General features: G+C 63.4%; 15 protein-coding genes. 7 read left to right on the top strand and 8 right to left on the bottom strand.

Translation table 11 applies throughout. The features are described from left to right. Positions 1-126 precede the first annotated feature (126 nt). From DWG20_RS05550 to DWG20_RS05535, 4 genes are all read right to left on the bottom strand, one after another. Complete coding sequence (locus DWG20_RS05550; protein WP_115432874.1) at positions 127-1,056, bottom strand: IS5 family transposase; 930 nt, start codon at positions 1,054-1,056, stop codon at positions 127-129. 154 nt (positions 1,057-1,210) lie between these two features. Next, positions 1,211-2,293, bottom strand: a complete 1,083-nt coding sequence (locus tag DWG20_RS05545; protein WP_115432873.1) for a GmrSD restriction endonuclease domain-containing protein — start codon at positions 2,291-2,293, stop codon at positions 1,211-1,213. Next, positions 2,290-3,318, bottom strand: a complete 1,029-nt coding sequence (locus DWG20_RS05540) for an adenine-specific methyltransferase EcoRI family protein (RefSeq protein ID WP_115432872.1) — start codon at positions 3,316-3,318, stop codon at positions 2,290-2,292. Before DWG20_RS05540 ends, DWG20_RS05545 begins: the two co-directional genes overlap by 4 nt. Positions 3,319-3,531: 213 nt before the next feature. After that, on the bottom strand, positions 3,532-4,938 hold the full coding sequence (locus tag DWG20_RS05535) for a helix-turn-helix domain-containing protein (protein ID WP_181880978.1): 1,407 nt from the start codon (positions 4,936-4,938) through the stop codon (positions 3,532-3,534). Between the two features lie 249 nt (positions 4,939-5,187). Here DWG20_RS05535 and DWG20_RS05530 point away from each other — a divergent pair, with 249 nt between their 5' ends. The 7 genes from DWG20_RS05530 (at position 5,188) to DWG20_RS05500 (ending at position 12,814) form a co-directional block, all read left to right on the top strand. Further along, positions 5,188-6,309 (top strand): aromatic ring-hydroxylating oxygenase subunit alpha, encoded by a 1,122-nt coding sequence (locus tag DWG20_RS05530; protein WP_115432871.1) that lies wholly within the window; start codon positions 5,188-5,190, stop codon positions 6,307-6,309. Positions 6,310-6,340: 31 nt separating this feature from the next. Next, on the top strand, positions 6,341-7,810 hold the full coding sequence (locus DWG20_RS05525; RefSeq protein ID WP_115432870.1) for an aldehyde dehydrogenase family protein: 1,470 nt from the start codon (positions 6,341-6,343) through the stop codon (positions 7,808-7,810). A gap of 81 nt (positions 7,811-7,891) precedes the next feature. Next, complete coding sequence (gene betA, locus DWG20_RS05520) at positions 7,892-9,631, top strand: choline dehydrogenase (RefSeq protein ID WP_115432869.1); 1,740 nt, start codon at positions 7,892-7,894, stop codon at positions 9,629-9,631. Between the two features lie 71 nt (positions 9,632-9,702). Then, positions 9,703-9,966 carry a CBU_0592 family membrane protein gene (locus DWG20_RS05515; protein ID WP_115434739.1) on the top strand — a complete coding sequence of 88 codons (264 nt, stop codon included), beginning with the start codon at positions 9,703-9,705 and terminating at the stop codon, positions 9,964-9,966. 300 nt (positions 9,967-10,266) lie between these two features. Beyond that, positions 10,267-11,268: a chorismate transformation FkbO/Hyg5 family protein gene (locus DWG20_RS05510; RefSeq protein WP_115432868.1), complete on the top strand. Its 1,002-nt coding sequence runs from the start codon at positions 10,267-10,269 to the stop codon at positions 11,266-11,268. Next, complete coding sequence (locus tag DWG20_RS05505; protein ID WP_115432867.1) at positions 11,265-12,050, top strand: lysophospholipid acyltransferase family protein; 786 nt, start codon at positions 11,265-11,267, stop codon at positions 12,048-12,050. The genes DWG20_RS05510 and DWG20_RS05505 overlap by 4 nt, the downstream gene beginning before the upstream one ends. Next, on the top strand, positions 12,047-12,814 hold the full coding sequence (locus tag DWG20_RS05500; protein WP_115432866.1) for a glycosyltransferase family 2 protein: 768 nt from the start codon (positions 12,047-12,049) through the stop codon (positions 12,812-12,814). Before DWG20_RS05505 ends, DWG20_RS05500 begins: the two co-directional genes overlap by 4 nt. Here DWG20_RS05500 and fabG read toward each other — a convergent pair. From fabG to DWG20_RS05480, 4 genes are read right to left on the bottom strand one after another with little or no spacing between them, the layout of a single operon-like run. Further along, positions 12,795-13,514, bottom strand: a complete 720-nt coding sequence (fabG, locus tag DWG20_RS05495) for a 3-oxoacyl-ACP reductase FabG (RefSeq protein WP_115432865.1) — start codon at positions 13,512-13,514, stop codon at positions 12,795-12,797. The genes DWG20_RS05500 and fabG overlap by 20 nt on opposite strands. Next, complete coding sequence (locus DWG20_RS05490) at positions 13,511-13,981, bottom strand: hotdog family protein (RefSeq protein ID WP_115432864.1); 471 nt, start codon at positions 13,979-13,981, stop codon at positions 13,511-13,513. Before DWG20_RS05490 ends, fabG begins: the two co-directional genes overlap by 4 nt. Continuing rightward, a complete protein-coding gene (locus DWG20_RS05485; protein ID WP_115432863.1) occupies positions 13,972-14,766 on the bottom strand; it encodes a beta-ketoacyl synthase chain length factor in 795 nt (264 codons plus the stop codon). The genes DWG20_RS05490 and DWG20_RS05485 overlap by 10 nt, the downstream gene beginning before the upstream one ends. Beyond that, the gene (locus DWG20_RS05480; protein WP_115432862.1) at positions 14,763-15,968 is read right to left on the bottom strand and encodes a beta-ketoacyl-[acyl-carrier-protein] synthase family protein; all 1,206 of its coding nucleotides are present in this window, start codon (positions 15,966-15,968) and stop codon (positions 14,763-14,765) included. Before DWG20_RS05480 ends, DWG20_RS05485 begins: the two co-directional genes overlap by 4 nt.

Below are 15,968 nucleotides of genomic sequence, written 5' to 3'. Positions count from 1 at the left end.
GTCCCAATAAAAAAAACTGCCCCACGGGGCCAGCCGTTAACCAAAAGAGTGAAGTTTCCGAGAGAACTATGCGGCGCTGTTGCATAAGTCGGGCTTGGGCTAAGTTACCCCTACCCCTGTCGGATTTCAGGCGTGAGTGACCGTCACCGGCATGCCGAGCCGGTTGAACGTATTCAGAATGGCGCAGCGCACAGGCACCTCGGCGACCTGCCGCTCCGGCTGGCGAGCCGCCAGTCGCTCCCCCAGCAATTTCAAGCGCCCCATGGTCGTTTCAACCAGGCTGCGCCGATGGTAGCCGCTCCACTTCTTCCATAAGCGCCACCCCAGATGCCTGGCGGCGGCCAAGGTGGCATTCCGGGCTTGAGCGAAATCAGTGCGGTCTTGCCAAGGCTTGCCATTGCGCCTCGGCGACACGATGACCTCTGCACCCCGCGAGCGAACCGCCCGATAGAAGCCTCGGGTATCGTAAGCCCCGTCGCCGCTGACACTCGCCAACGGCTCAGCCGGGCCTAGTTGCGACAGCAGTTCTTCCGCTTGCGCGGCATCGCCCTGACGGTGGTCGGTCATTTCCACCGCCCGGACATCCAGCGTGGCAGCATCAATGGCCAGATGGACCTTGCGCCAGGAACGGCGGTACTCGGTGCCATGCTTTTTGACCTTCCATTCGCCTTCGCCGCAAATCTTGAGGCCGGTGCTGTCGACCAGCAGGTGCAAGGGCTCGGCCTGACGTCGCACCGGAATGTTGACGGTCAGGGTGGCTTGCCGCCGACTGACCGTGCTGAAACAGGGTACCGGCCAGTTGAGTCCGAGCAGCCTCAACACGCTGCAGACCAAGCCGCGTGCTTGCCGCAAGGCAAGCTTGAACAACACTTTCAGCGTCAGCACCGTTTGAATGGCGACGTCGGTGTAGACCGGCGGGCGCCCGTTGGCCCCAGTATGTCCACCCAGCCAAGGCATCTCTGGTGACAGCCACACCGTCAGATTGCCCCGGCGCTGCAGGCTACGGTTGTATTCGGGCCAGTTGGTGGTGCGGTAGCGGGGTTTGTGCGGGTTCATGGCGCGAGTCTACCTCGCACTCACCTGGCAGCTTCGGCAGGACTTCTGTAACAACGCCCTATCTTGGGGAAAGTTCATTTATGAACTTTCCATCCCTCCAAGAAAAAGCCCTATCCATTGCAGATAGAGCTTTCATTTTAAGCTTGGGGCGAAGTTAAATTCCAGACTTTCTTCTGTTGTCTTCTTTGCAAAGCATTTGGCAATTTTCGGCAGAAGTCTTTCCTCCTTCGTGCCAAGGAGTGATGTGATCGCCTTCCATTTTTTCAATGTCAAACTTGTCTTTGCAAACTGGGCAAATTCCTTTTTGCCGCTCGTAAGCTTCTCGCTTCTGATTGTTGGTGAATGCACGAATATTTAGGTGCTTTTCCTTACGGTCTAAAACATAGGGATAGATACCTTTTTTATTCGTAACATCTTCATCTTCCATCAGCTTTGAAACTTCAACTTCAAGCTTCTTGGAGTCAAGCTCTTTATCTTTGAAAGAGTTGTAAAGACTACCCCAAGCAACTCCCTTCATTTCATTTCGATAGACAGGGAAGGTTGATTGAACCCAAGCGATTACACTTTGGAAATAGAGCCACAAGGGGGTAGCGTTAGGCTTATGCTGATTAGTAGCCATGTAGCCTTCGATATCATCCTCGCTAATCCATTTGATGGTCGTTTCTAGGTGGTCCTGCCTGATAGCTGTTCCAGTTAGATAGTCACCACCAATGTTGTAGGCAGCACAACCATTTTTGCTGAAATAGCGTTTCGCATCAGTAACCCATGAACCCGAATACACAGCATTTCTTAGTTCTTGTTCAGTGAGCTTTTCACCAGAAATGTTGATGGTCTTGAACCATTCCAGTTTTTCGCTATCGGTGCCACTGCAAAGATAGACCATCAGTTTGTAATTCAACAGCTGCTCTTGCTCATCGCTCTTCAAGTTGTGGAAGTAACGATTGTTGAAGGCAAAATCTCCATCTACATACTGGCAGATTGAAATCGTGCGTTGCTGTCCATCGATGACTTCAAAGTTGCCATCATCACGAACAGCCCAATACATGACATTTAGTGGGAAATCCTTCGTGATCGTGTTGATCACAGCATCCCGTTGCTTATCTTTGTAGATGAACTCTCGCTGGTAAGGTGGTCTGATATCCAACTTTCCATCATAGCCAAAAACGCCAGATTCTTCGTTGTACTCATATCCGTTAGTTAATTCACGAACAGAGATTTCTTTAAGTTCAATCTTCATTTTTGACGCCTTTTAATAACAATATGGTCATATAGACGACGATAGGTGCCATCGGCGTTTTTAAGATAAAAGCGCGGACCGCCTTGTGCGTAGCTTCCTTTTTCTGCAATTTCAGACATTGGTTTTCCAAGAGTTCTACTTGAACCAACAATCTCAAACTGCTCTGGATTGAACTTGTCTAGGAAGGTTACCGGAACCCCCATCTCTCCGAAGTAATCCATAGGGATTTCTTTGGTTTGACCTACTTCAATAGCATTGTGGTTTTCGTAGGTTGGATACTCTTCTGGGGTGTATTTCTTGTAAAGAATGATTTCTTCGTGGCGCTTCGAAATATCAAGATTTGTATACCAACAAGCATTACCTAAGCTACGCCACTTCTGGCCTTGTTCATCTTCCCAATACCTTGTTTCTTTTGCCTCATAGTAGTCTGGAACCCTGAAAGCCATATCTCCACACTTATAACCTTGCCAAAGCTTGTTTTCTTTGATGAGATTAAAGATTTCCTTGTAGCTAATGGCATTCTGGTTGCCAACGATAACGAAAGATTTTTCGTATTCGATTAGTTGAGCTACGTATTCACGAAATAAGGAAAACGGTGGATTTGTGACGACAATATCCGCTTGCTTCAATAGCTCAATGCTCTCTTCGCTACGGAAATCCCCATCCCCTTTTAGCTCTTTAATTCCAATCTCTTCAAGGTCTGGAAGATTGTTGTTGTTCTTGTCACCAAAATATTCTAGATAAACAGCCTTCTCAGATCGATTCTGGCTGAATAGATCAAGGTTCTGATTTTTGTAGCAAGTGGTGATGAGCTTCTTCAAGCCCAGCTTCTCGAAGTTGTATGAGAAGTAATGAAAGAAGTTGCTCACTCTTGGGTCATCACAGTTGCAATAGACAACTTTTCCATTGAAGTGCTTCTTGTAGTGTTTGAGTTCTTTCTCGATGTCAGATAGCTGCGTGTAGAACTCGTCTTGCTTTGATTTTTTTGCCGAATGCAGGTTACTGTTCTTCGATTTTTGAGTCATAAGGCACTGGATGGGCGTGTTTCTAGTAAGCTTGTATGATGCCACTGTCTTTGAGTGGTTACCATCCAACCAATAAAAAAGGGAACCGTTTTACGGGTTCCCTTTCCTGTGCCAGCTCTTGCCGCTACGGCGTTAGCCGAAAAACTTCACTCGTTGGGTTAACGGCTTGCCCACGGGGCGGTTTTTTTATTGGGGCTCGGCCACCGTCGGGCGTCAGCCGTGCGTGTCGCCCAGGTCCTCGACGATGGTGATCAGGTGCGCCGGCTCGCCGCTGACCGGGTGGCGGCTCAGCGACGTCGTCACCTTCGCCCACACCGTGTCGCCGTTCTTCTTGATGAAGCGTTTCTCGAGCGTGTAGGTGTCGATCCGGCCGGCCAGCAGCTTGTCGAGCAGCGCGAGGTTCTGGTCGAGGTCGTCGGGCGACGTGAGCTCCTGGAAGGTGTGGAGGGCCAGCGCCTCGTTGTCGTAGCCGAGGATGTCGCACAGCTTCTTGTTGGCGCGCAGCCAGCGGCCGTCGAGGCCGACGTGGGCGATGCCGACCGCCGCCTGCTCGAAGATCGCGCGGAAGCGCTCCTCGCTTTCCCTATATTCGAGCTCGGCCAACTTCTGCTCGGTGATGTCCTGCGACGCGCCGACCATCGTCAGCGCGCGCCCGTTCTCGTCGAACGTCACCTCGCCCTCCTCGCGGATCTCGCGCCGGCTGCCGTCGGGCAGCCTTATCGCGTATTCGACGCGGTAAGGCAGCCTGTCGTCCACCGCCGCGCGGATCGCGTCGTCGATGCGCGCGCGGTCCTCCTCGACGATCGATTCGAGGTAGCGCTCTATCGTCACCTTGAACGCCTGCGGCGCCCAGCCGAAGATGCGGTACGCCTCGTCGGTCCACGAGCAGTCGTCGGTCTGGATGTTCCAGTACCAGCCGCCCAGATGCGCGATCTGCTGCGCCTTGGCGAGCAAGGCCTCGTTCTGGCGCAACGCCGCCTCGGCGCGCCGCCGCTCGGTGATGTCGAGGCTGACGCCTATCATCTTTACCGGCCGCTGCCCGGCGTCGCGCACCAGCGTCGCGCGCGACGAGATCCAGCGCGTGTCGCCGGCTACGACGATGCGGAACTCCCACTCGTGCATCTCCTGCGCCGACAGGCTCTTCTGCAGCACCTCCTTCAGGTGCGCGATGTCGTCCTTGTGCACGCACGCCCAGAAGTCGTCCATGGTCCGGATGTGGCGGCCGAACAGCGTCTCGTCGTTCGACGAGTAGTTCAGCGCGTCGGTCAGCACGCTCCACTCCCAGGTGACGATGCCCGACACCTCCTGCGCGAACTTCATCCGCGCCTCGTTTTCCATGATCTCGGTCAGGTGCTTCTGGCGCAGCTCGCGGATGTGCGGGTCGGCCGCGCTGCTCGCCTCGAGGTCGGCGATCGCCTCTTCGCCGTAGCGCAGCCACAGCCAGTTCACGCCGATGTAGCGCGCGAGCGACAGCAGCCGCTCGTATTCGATCTCGCCGCCGCGCGTCCACTTGTGCACCGCCGACGGCGACACCGACAGCGCCTCGGCCACCTGCTTGAGCATGATGCGTTTCGAATCGAGCACGCCCTTCAGACGCGTGGCAAAGGTTTCTTCGGTCATCGCTCGCCCTTTAACTGACAGTGAATTGATTGACCCGCACCTTACACCAGCGGCCTTGGGAGCGCGACTTCGCGCCGTCAGGCGGCGATCCGCGCGGCTAGCGATAGCGAACGAACATCGTCTGACGGATATCGATATTTTTTTTGAAATTGATCTGCCGGGGCAGGGCTGACTAGACTGCGTTCAAATCACTAACGGTGATTTAATTAACCAAAAGTAAATTAGACCAGAGTCTACAGAGGAGCCAACATGCAAAACGCTCAAACCGCGCCGGTCTGCGATACCTCCGCCTCGCTCGCCTACACGCTGCCCGCGCACTACTACACCTCGGCCGACGTGTTCGAACTCGAGAAAAAGACCCTCTTCAGCAAGAGCTGGGTCTGCGTGATGCACAAGAGCCAGGTCGCCGAGCTGAACGCGTACGCGACCGCCAAGGTCGCCGGCGAGAACGTGTTCGTCGTGCGCGGCCGCGACGGCGTTTTGCGCGGCTTCTACAACGTGTGCCCGCACCGCGCGCACGAACTGTTCGCCGAGGGTTCGGGCAAGGCGAAGAATGTGATCACCTGTCCCTACCACGCGTGGGCGTTCGGCCTCGACGGCAAGGTGATCCACGTGCGCAACAGCGAGAGCGTGCCGGGCTTCTGCAAAGAAAACGCGGGGCTCACGCCGGTGCGCGTCGAGGAATTCTGCGGCCTGGTGTTCGTCAACCTCGACATGGACGCTGTGCCGTTGGCCGAGCAGGCCAAGGAGCTTGACGAAGAGATCCGCTCGCGCTGCCCGGACGTCGATGCGCTGGTGCCGGCGCATAAGCTCACTTATGAAATGAAGGCGAACTGGAAGGTCGTCGTCGACAACTACCTCGAGTGCCTGCACTGCCAGACCGCGCACCCCGCTCTCGTCGAGTCGATCAGGATGGAAACCTACAAGCACGAGGTGCGCGGCATCTACACCAGCCAGGTCGGCCAGACGCGTTCGGACAGCGACGCGTTCAACTACGGCGACGAGGCCGCGCACACCGAGTTCGCCGCTTTCTGGCTGTGGCCGAACGTGACGATCAACGTGCTGCCGGGCGACGGCAACTACGGCGTCTTTTACATGTTCCCTATAGACGCCGACACCACCATCCAGCACTTCGAATTCTATTTCCGCGATTCGACGCCGACCGCCGAACAGCAACAGCTGATCGAGTACTACAAGAACGTACTCAAGCCCGAGGACCTCAGCATCGTCGAATCGGTCCAGCGCGGCCTCAAGTCGCGCGGCTACCGCAACGGCCAGGGCCCGCTGTTGATCACCGACGACAAGACCTCGGCGATCGGCGAACACGGCGTGCAACACTTCCAGCAAATGGTGCTCGACGCGCTCTCCTAAGCCGCGGCACAGCAAACAGGAATACTTAAAAATGATCCAGACCCAGCTCTATATCGACGGCCAGTGGCAGATGCCGCTTTCAAACGGCACCCGCGCCATCGTCAGCCCGGCCGACGAGACCGTGATCGCCGAGGCAGCCGAGGGCACCCGCGAAGACGCGCGCCGCGCGATCGCCGCCGCCCGCAAGGCCTTCGACCACGGCCCGTGGCGCAACAGCAATATCCGCGAACGCGCGAAGCTGTTGAACAAGATCGCCGAACTCATCGATAAAGACGCCGAGAACCTCGCGAGGCTCGAGTCGCTGAACACCGGCAAGACGATCACCGAGAGCCGCACCGACATGGGCGACATCGCGGCGACCTTCCGCTACTTCGCCGGCCTCGTCGCGTCCGAATCGGGCGCGGTCAACGAGGCGCCGCACCACGTGATCAGCCGCACGCTGCGCGAGCCGGTCGGCGTGTGCGGGCTGATCACGCCGTGGAACTACCCGCTGCTGCAGGCGGCGTGGAAGATCGCGCCGGCGCTCGGCGCCGGCAACACCGTCATCATCAAGCCGAGCAACCTGACGCCGCTGACGACGCACCGCTTCACCGAACTGTTGGCCGAGCTGAATCTGCCGGAAGGCGTGTTCAACCTGGTGACCGGCGGCGCCGAAGTGGGTGCCGAGTTGGCCGAAAACCACGACGTCGACCTCGTGTCGTTCACCGGCGGCGCGTTCGCCGGCGAGAGCATCATGAAGGCGGCGACCGGCAACTTCAAACGCATCGGCCTCGAGCTCGGCGGCAAGAACCCGAACATCGTCTTCGCCGACGCCGATCTCGACACCGCGGTCGACTACGCGCTGAACGCGGCGTTCTTCCACGCCGGACAGGTGTGCTCGGCCGGTTCGCGCCTGATGGTGCAAGACAGCATCTACGATGAATTTATCGCAAGGTTAGCCGAGCGCCTGCCGCGCATCGTGATCGGCAACGGCTTTTACGGCGAGACGCAGATGGGCCCGGTGCAGTCGGCGCAGCAGCACGCGAAGATCCTCGGCCTGGTCGAGCTGGGCTTGAGCGAGGGCGCGCGCCTGGTGCACGGCGGCAAGCGCCCGGAAGGCGCGGTCTACGAGAAGGGCTTCTGGCTCGAGCCGACGCTGCTCGCCGACGTGAGCGCCGACATGAAGATCGCGAAGGAAGAGATCTTCGGCCCGGTGATCACCGCCGAGCGTTTTAGCAGCGAAGAAGAAGTGCTGCGCCTGGCTAACGACACGCCGTACGGTCTCGCCGCCGCTGTGTGGACGACGGACCTTAACAAGGCGAACCGGATGTCGCGCGCGCTGCGCTTCGGTACGGTGTGGGTCAACGACTACCACCCGTACTTCCCGGAAGCGCCGTGGGGCGGTTACAAGGCGAGCGGCATCGGCCGCGAGCTCGCGCGCATCGGGCTCGACGAATACACCGAGCTCAAGCACAGCTACATCAACCTCGCGCCCAAACCGATGGGCTGGTTCGGCGCCTAGGCTCGGCCAACCTTTCCCTCGTAAGAGCGCGCGGGCAGGCACGGCCTGACCGCGCGTTCCCTCACCGAAGAGGAGATTGCGATGAGCGCAATCAAGGAATACGACTACATCATCGTCGGCGCCGGCTCGGCCGGCTGCGTGCTGGCGGCGCGGCTGACCGAAGACGCCGACGTCAGCGTGCTGCTCTTGGAAGCCGGCGGACCGGACTGGCGGCTAGACTGGCGCACGCAGATGCCGGCGGCGCTCGCCTACCCGTTGCAGGGCACCACGTACAATTGGGCCTACGTCACCGAGCCGGAGCCGCACATGGGCGGCCGCAAGATGACGCAGGGCCGTGGCAAGGGCCTCGGCGGCTCGTCGCTGATCAACGGCATGGTCTACATCCGCGGTAACGCGATGGACTACGACGGCTGGGCCGAGAACAAGTCGCTGGAGGACTGGAGCTACGCCGACTGTCTGCCCTACTTCAGGAAGGCCGAAACCTACGACAAGGGCGCGAACGACTACCACGGCGGCGACGGCCCCTTGCACGTCACTACTCCCAAGGCAAATATCAGCCCGCTGTTCGACGCCTTCATCGAGGCCGGCGATCAGGCCGGCTACCCGGCCACCGACGATCTCAACGGTTACCGTCAGGAAGGCTTCGGCCCGATGGACCGCACCACGACCGCCAAGGGGCGTCGCTGCAGCACGTCGCTCGCGTATCTGGACCAGGCGAAGGATAGACCTAACCTTACCGTGCACACCCGCGCGCTCGCCGATCGGGTGCTGTTCCAGGGCAAGCGCGCTATAGGGATCAGTTATCTGCAGGGGGACGAGCCGCGCGAAGCGCGGGCCAGCCGCGAGGTGATCGTCTCCAACGGCGCGATCGCGTCGCCGCAATTGCTGCTGCGTTCGGGCGTCGGCAACGCCGACGAGCTCTCCGCGCTGGGCATCGCGCCGGTCGTGGACCTCAAGGGCGTCGGCGAGAACCTGCAGGACCATCTCGAGATGTACCTGCAGTACGAGTGCACCAAGCCGGTGTCGCTCTACCCGGCGCTGCAATGGTGGAACAAGCCGGCGATCGGCATCGAGTGGTACCTGAACGGCACCGGCATCGCCGCCTCGAACCACTTCGAGGCCGGCGGCTTCATCCGCAGCAGCGACGAGTTCGCGTGGCCGAACCTGCAGTACCACTTCATCCCGCTGGCGATGAACTACGACGGCAGCAACCCGGTAAAAAGCCACGGCTTCCAGTGCCACGTCGGCTCGATGCGCTCGCCGAGCACCGGCTTCGTCAAGCTCGCGAGCCGCGACCCGCGCCAGCATCCGCGCCTCCTGTTCAACTACATGGCGCACGACGTAGACTGGCGCGAATTCCGCGCCGGCGTGCGCATCACGCGCGAGATCGTCGCACAGCAGGCGTTCGATCAGTTCCGCGGCCGCGAGATCAAGCCGGGCGCGATGATCCAGACCGACGCCGAGATCGACGCCTTCGTGAAGGAACACGCCGAGACCGCGCTGCACCCATCGTGCACCTGCAAGATGGGCGACGAGAGCGATCCGGAGGCGGTGGTCGACAACGAGGGTCGCGTGCACGGACTTTCCGGGCTGCGCGTGGTGGACGCGTCGATCATGCCGCGCATCATCACCGGCAATCTCAACGCGCCGACGATCATGATGGCCGAGAAGATCGCCGACAAGATCCGCGGCCGCGAGCCTCTGGCGCGCTCGAGCGCACCCTATTACAAGGCGGGCGGCGCGCCGTTGCGCGTGAGCCCGGTGTCGGGCGGGGCAAGCTCCCAGGGCCGGCGCCAGGCGGAGTCCACCATCGCCCGCTAGGCCTGGCCGGCCTGTCTCCGGGGACGCCGCGCGCGCCCCCGGTCTATCGCATCCTTGCTGTGGTTTTCATCATGTATGACCTGATCGGTCTGATCGGCGTGGTCGCCTACCTCGCCGCCTATTTCGGCGTCCAGCTCATGGGCTGGAGCCCCGAGAGTCCGCGCTACTTCGCGCTCAACGTGCTGGGGCCGGCGTGCATCCTGGTGTCGCTGTCGCACAGCTTCAACCTCGCGTCCTTCGTCACGCAGTGCACGTGGCTGCTGGTCACCTTGATCGGCGGGGTGCGCCTCTGGCGCCGCCAGCAGGCGCGCGCATTGGCCGCGAGCCGCCCCTGAAAACGCCCGGCTGACGAGGCGTTTCTGGCGATGCCGTTTCACGTGGAACGGCGCACGCCTCTATCCGGGAAATGGCTAAGCGACTGATTTCGCTAAGGTTGCGCAGCCGGGGACTTGACAGCTGGACGTCGCGCCAAGAGAATACGCCCCACGCGCGGCGGTAGGGTCCGGGAGGTCCGCAAGGTCTCGCAGACACTCGAAGCCCTAGGTTCAAGCCCTGCCCCCGCAAGCCATTCGATAATCCGCTGATTCAATTGCACATTGATCGGCGGATTTTCTTTTGCAGACTGCTAACCCACTATGCCGAACGAACACCTCGAACTCGTCTGGACTGCCTGCCCGCCCGACTCGCCTGCCGCGCTGCTCGGCGGGCTGTGCTATGGCCCGGCCGGCGAGACCGGCCTGCCCGAAGTGGCGATGGCCCGGCTCGGCGCCTCCCGACCCGATCTCCCGCTGTTCAGCCTGTTCGCCAGCCGCCAGCCCGTGGAGCACGCCCGATTCGGCGCGCTGCGCGTATGGCGCCATCCCGACTGCCTGTTCGCCGCGCTGAGCGTCGAAGAAGACGCCTACGGTGGGGCCTTGTCGTCGCTGCGCGAGGCCAGCCGTGTCGCCTACCATGCGCTGTTCGATGTGCTGGAAAAAGAGGGCTATTCGGCGCCTTGGCGGTTCTGGAACTATCTGGCCGATATCCACGGCGACGAGAACGGGCTGGAGCGCTACCGCCAGTTCAACTACGGACGCCAGCAGGCGTTTGCCGACGCCGGGCGCAGCGTGAACGCCGCGGTGCCGGCCGCCTGCGCGCTGGGCAGCCAGAGCGGGCCGCTGGTGGTGGCGGTGCTGGCCGGGCGCGAGCCGGCGCTCGCGATTGAGAACCCGCGCCAGGTCAGCGCCTACGACTATCCGAGCGACTACGGCCCGCGCGCACCGACCTTCGCGCGCGCCAGCGTCTCGTGGCTGGAAGGCCGGCCGCAGCTGTGGCTGTCCGGCACCGCCAGCATCGTCGGCCACCGCACGCTGCACGCAGGCGATGTCGCCGAGCAGACCCGCGAGACGCTGCGCAATATCCGCACAGTGCTGGAAGAAACGCGCCGCCGGCTGCCCGAGGCCGATTTCCCGCTCGCGGCGCTGCACTACACCGTCTACCTGCGCCACCCCGAACACCAGCCTCTGGTGGCCGAACTGCTCGGGGCCGAAGTCGGCGCCAAGCTCAACGCCGTTTATCTCAAGGCCGACGTCTGCCGCGCCGATCTCCTGGTGGAGATCGAGGCGTCGGCCGGCCACCCGCTGCGTGTCGCGCCATGATCCGCCGTCTGCCTCTGCCCTTGCCCGACCTGCTGCGACGCCCGCACGACGTGCTGCGGCTGGCGCTAGGCTGGCTGTTCCTGGCGCTGATCTGCCTGTCGTGGGGCGTGATCGCGCTGCCGCTGCGCCTGGTGCTGACCGCCCGGCGCGGCCGGCCGCTCGGCCGCCGGGCGGCGATGCGCAGTTTCCGGCTGTATCTCTGGGGGCTTTCTGCGCTCGGCGCCTGCCGTTTCGAGCTGGACGAGCTCGACAGCCTGCGAGACGCCGGCCCGCTGGTGCTGGTCGCCAACCACCCCGGCCTGCTCGACGCGCCGCTGTTGATCTCCCGGCTGCCGAACGTCGCGTGCATCATGAAGGCCAGCCTGCTCGACAACCCGCTGTTCGGCGCGGCCGCGCGGCTGGCCGGCTATATCCGCAACGACGCGCCGCTGTCTATGGTGCTCGCCGCCAGCCGCGAGCTGCAGAGCGGCGGCCAGCTCCTGCTGTTTCCCGAGGGCGGACGCAGCCGCCACCACCCGGTGAGCCCTTTCGCGCCGACCGCCGCGCTGATCGCGCGGCGCGCCGGCGTGGCGGTGCAGACGCTGATCATCGAAACCGACTCGCCCTACCTGTCCAAGGGCTGGCCGGCCCTGAAAACTCCTTTGCTGCCGATACGCTTCCGGGTAAGGCTGGGCGAACGCTTCGAGCCCGAAACCGACACCCGCGAACTGACCCGCGCGATCGAGCAGCACATCGTCGGCGCGCTGACCCCGCAGCCGGCCGCAGCCGAAAGCCTTGCATGACGCCCTCTTCCAGCCATCTGGTGCTGATCCCCAGCTACAACCCCGGCCCCAAGGTCTACGACACGGTGCGCGCCGCGCGCGAACAATGGAACCCGGTGTGGGTGATCGTCGACGGCAGCAGCGACGGCAGCGCCCAGGGTCTCATGGCGATGGCCGCCGAGGACCCGGGCCTGCGCGTCGAGGTGTTGCCCCAGAACCGCGGCAAGGGCGCGGCGGTGCTCTATGGCCTGACGTTGGCCGAGGCTGCCGGTTTCACGCACGCGCTGACGATGGACTCGGACGGCCAGCATCCGGCCGCGGCGATTCCCGCCTTCATGGCGCGCTCGATCGCCGAACCGGATGCGATGGTGCTGGGCGTGCCGCAGTTCGACGCGAACGCGCCCAAACTGCGCGTGCGCGGGCGCAAAGTGTCGAATGGCTGGGCGAATCTGGAAACGCTGTGGATGGGCATCGGCGATTCGCTGTTCGGCTTTCGCGTCTACCCGGTGGCGCCGCTGATCGCGGTGATGAAAAAGCAGCGCTGGATGCGCCGCTTCGATTTCGATCCGGAAGCCGCCGTGCGGCTGTGCTGGCATGGCGTGCGCCCGGTCAACCTGCCCTGCCCGGTCCGCTACTTCGACGCCGACGAGGGCGGCGTGTCGCACTTCAATTATCTGCGCGACAACCTCTTGCTCACCGGCATGCACAGCCGGCTGTTCGCGGGCTTTCTGCTGCGCCTGCCGCTGCTCGTGGCGCGCCGGCTCGCTAGTAAAACGCGCCGTTGACCGACATCACCTGGCCGGAAATGTAGCCGGCGTCGTCGGAACACAGAAAACCCACCAGCGCCGCCACTTCCTCGGGACGGCCGGCGCGCTGCATCGGGATCATCTCGCGGATGAAGTCCGGATCGAACGCCCCCTCCGTCATTCCGGTATCGATCAGGCCCGGCGCGACCGCGTTCACCGTGATGCCGCGGCTGGCCACTTCCAGCGCCAGCGCCTTGGTCGCGCCGTGCAGGCCGGCCTTGGCCGCCGCGTAGTTGACCTGGCCGCGGTTGCCGGCCAGGCCCGCGACCGAGCTGATATTGACGATGCGCCCCCAGCGGGTGCGGATCATCGGCAGCAGCAGCGGCTGGGTGACGTGGAAGAAGCCGTTCAGCGACACGTCCAGCACGCGGTGCCACTGCTCGGCGCGCATGCCCGGCAGCACCGCGTCGTCGTGCACGCCGGCGTTGTTCACCAGGATCTGGATCGGCCCCTCTTCCAGCAGCGCTTCGAGCGCCGCCGCGCTTTCTTCGGGCGAAGTGACGTCGAAGGCCAGCGCGCGGGCCACATAGCCCTCTTCGCGCAGGCTGGCGGCGAGCGCTTCGGCCTTGTCGAGGCTGCGGTTGGCGTGGATCAGCACCTCGTGGCCCTGCTCGGCCAACCTTCTACAGATCGCCGCGCCGATGCCGCCGCTGCCCCCGGTTACCAGTGCGCGTTTCATGCTTGTGCTCCCTCGTCGTCCAGATGACGCGCGGCGTCCAGCCGCACCGCGGCGCGGCCGCAAGCCAGCTCCTGCCCCGCCGCACTGACCGTGAAGCGGTACATCACGTTGTTCTCGTCGCCCATCAGCCGTTCGACTTCGATTTCCAGGTCGGCCGCCACTTCGTCCAGTGTCGCCACCGCAAGCCGCACCTCGCGCACGCTGGTCAGGTAGCCGGCACGCGGTGCTTCTTCATAGCCTGCCAGAAGCGCGCCGTGCAGCGCCATCGCCTGCGCGGCGTACTCGATCGCGCAGGCGGCGCCGAGCCGCCCCTGCTGGCGCAGCGGGTTGTCCGGATCGCGATGGCTGTCGGCATGGCAGCCGATGCGGTCTTCGTCCCAGTGGCTCACCCCGGCGAGCAGGCACATCGCCCCCTGGTGCGGAATGAGCCGGGCGATGTCGGCCTTCCCGATCGGCTTCAGACGCATGGCTGCAGCTCCACGGCAAGCGGGAGCGGCGCTTCCAGCGCACAGCGCACAGCCTGTCCGTTCGCCAGCGCGGCCAACAGCGGCAGCGCACGCAGCGCCGGGGCCGACTGGCCCAGCGCGTCGAGCTCGGCCAACCCTGTGCTGCCGCAAGGTGCGGCATCGACAGTCACAGCGATGCGCGCGAGGGAACGCTCGGAGCGCTGCGGACTGAGCAAGAGCGCGACGCCGCACGAATCGGGCAGCGGGCGCAGGCTGGCGAGCGGTCCCGGATAAGGCGTGTCGTAAGCGATCAGCAGCACCTTACGCTGCTCGTCCTGCAGTTGGCCGAGCGCCTCCAAGAGGCCCATGGCGAAGCTGGAGTCGAAGGCGCTCAGCACATTGCACGGCGCGGAGGCAGCGGCCGCGATGCCCCAGTAACCGGCCGGTCCGTTGTGCACCGAGTTGGTGAAGCGGGTCGGCGACACCAGCCGCTCGGGCTCGGCCAAGGTCGTGCACAGCGCGTGCATATTGTCGCCGTCGCCGCCCGAGGCGGTGAACACCGTCGCGAGCTTCGTGGTATCAGACCCGGCCATCGCTGCGGCCTCGAAGCCGAGCGCCAGCGCGAGCCGCACCGGCTTGCCGACGCGGCGCCGCTCGGCCGGCGGCAGCGCCTGCGGCGCCGGCAGCACGGTCGGCGCCGGCCGCCAAGGCTCTTCGCCGCGCAGCCGGGCGGCGAGCTGGGTCCAGTTGTCGAAACCGGGGCCGAGCGCGCCGACCCCGTCCAGGTACGCCGTCAGCTTGCTCATGCGTGCCCCTTTGCATCGGCACGGCGCAGTACCACGCTGGCGTTGCTGCCGCCGAAGCCGAAGGAATTGCTCATCACCACCCCTAGCGCCTGCCGGCGCGGGGTGAACACATAGTCGAGATCGAGCGCCGGATCGAGTTCGTGGCTGCCTGGGCTGCCCGGGATCAGCCCGTGCTGCAGCGTCAGCGCGGCGATCACGAGCTCCAAGGCGCCTGCCGCGCCGAGCGTGTGGCCGGTCGCGCCCTTGGTCGAGCTGGCCGGCACGTCGCGGCCGAAGAGGCGCATCACCGCCTGACCCTCGGCGGCGTCGTTGCTCGGCGTCGCGGTGCCGTGCAGGTTGAGGTAATCGACGTCGCCCGCGCAGAGGCCGGCGCTCTCGAGCGCCGCACGCATCGCGGCGTAGGCGCCGCGCCCCTCGGGGTGCGGCGAAGACATGTGGTAGGCGTCGCTCGATTCGCCGACGCCGGCCAAGAGCACCGCCTCGGGCGGCAGCGTGCCCGCCGGGCGTTCCAGCAGCGCGAAGGCCGCCGCCTCGCCGATCGAGATGCCCTTGCGTTCCGAGTCGTAAGGGCGGCACGGCTCGGCCGACACCAGTTCGAGCGAATTGAAGCCGTACAGCGTCGTCAGGCACAGGCTGTCCACCCCGCCGACCACCGCCGCGTCGATCAGGCCGGCCCCGATCAGTCGCGCCGCGCTCGCGAACACCTTGGCGCCCGACGAACAGGCGGTCGACACGACGAAGGCCGGGCCGGACAGGCCCAGATGACGCGCGACCACGTCGGCCAAGGCGTAGGGCGTGTGACTGCCTTCGTAGACCGGCGGCGCCACGAAGGCGCCGGCCTCGTCGAGCCGGCGGTAGGCCTGCTCGGTCTCGAGGATGCCGGCGGTACTGGTGCCGAGGAACACGCCGACGCGCGCGGCGCCGTAGCGTTGTGCCGCGGCGCGTACCGCTTCGGCAAAGCCGTCCTCTTCGAGCGCCAGCACCGCCAGGCGGTTGTTGCGGCAGTCGTAGGCGGCGAGTTCGGCCGGCAGGCGGTAGTCGTCCACGCCCGCCACGGCCCCGATATGGGTGGCGAGCTCGGCGGTTTCGAACGCGCAGCGCGCGAGGCCGCTGCGATTGGCGGCGAGCGCGGCCAGGGTGGGCTCGAGGCCCGTCCCCAGACAGCTCACTGCGGTAAAACAGGAGAGATGCAAGGCTTGCAT

This window comes from Crenobacter cavernae (genome assembly GCF_003355495.1).
GTDB lineage: Bacteria > Pseudomonadota > Gammaproteobacteria > Burkholderiales > Chromobacteriaceae > Crenobacter > Crenobacter cavernae.
The sequence above is the reverse complement of the archived record's forward strand: the minus strand, read 5'-3'. Positions and strand labels throughout refer to the sequence as shown.

Bases quoted from the DNA above. Each gene is read 5' to 3' on its own strand.
- fabG (WP_115432865.1), bottom strand. From the start codon at position 13,514: ATGAAACGCGCACTGGTAACCGGGGGCAGCGGCGGCATCGGCGCGGCG.
- DWG20_RS05530 (WP_115432871.1), top strand. From the start codon at position 5,188: ATGCAAAACGCTCAAACCGCGCCGGTCTGCGATACCTCCGCCTCGCTC.
- DWG20_RS05510 (WP_115432868.1), top strand. From the start codon at position 10,267: ATGCCGAACGAACACCTCGAACTCGTCTGGACTGCCTGCCCGCCCGAC.
- DWG20_RS05485 (WP_115432863.1), bottom strand. From the start codon at position 14,766: ATGAGCAAGCTGACGGCGTACCTGGACGGGGTCGGCGCGCTCGGCCCC.
- DWG20_RS05515 (WP_115434739.1), top strand. From the start codon at position 9,703: ATGTATGACCTGATCGGTCTGATCGGCGTGGTCGCCTACCTCGCCGCC.
- DWG20_RS05490 (WP_115432864.1), bottom strand. From the start codon at position 13,981: ATGCGTCTGAAGCCGATCGGGAAGGCCGACATCGCCCGGCTCATTCCG.
- DWG20_RS05525 (WP_115432870.1), top strand. From the start codon at position 6,341: ATGATCCAGACCCAGCTCTATATCGACGGCCAGTGGCAGATGCCGCTT.
- DWG20_RS05550 (WP_115432874.1), bottom strand. From the start codon at position 1,056: ATGAACCCGCACAAACCCCGCTACCGCACCACCAACTGGCCCGAATAC.
- DWG20_RS05540 (WP_115432872.1), bottom strand. From the start codon at position 3,318: ATGACTCAAAAATCGAAGAACAGTAACCTGCATTCGGCAAAAAAATCA.
- DWG20_RS05505 (WP_115432867.1), top strand. From the start codon at position 11,265: ATGATCCGCCGTCTGCCTCTGCCCTTGCCCGACCTGCTGCGACGCCCG.
- DWG20_RS05545 (WP_115432873.1), bottom strand. From the start codon at position 2,293: ATGAAGATTGAACTTAAAGAAATCTCTGTTCGTGAATTAACTAACGGA.
- DWG20_RS05500 (WP_115432866.1), top strand. From the start codon at position 12,047: ATGACGCCCTCTTCCAGCCATCTGGTGCTGATCCCCAGCTACAACCCC.
- DWG20_RS05480 (WP_115432862.1), bottom strand. From the start codon at position 15,968: ATGCAAGCCTTGCATCTCTCCTGTTTTACCGCAGTGAGCTGTCTGGGG.
- betA (WP_115432869.1), top strand. From the start codon at position 7,892: ATGAGCGCAATCAAGGAATACGACTACATCATCGTCGGCGCCGGCTCG.
- DWG20_RS05535 (WP_181880978.1), bottom strand. From the start codon at position 4,938: ATGACCGAAGAAACCTTTGCCACGCGTCTGAAGGGCGTGCTCGATTCG.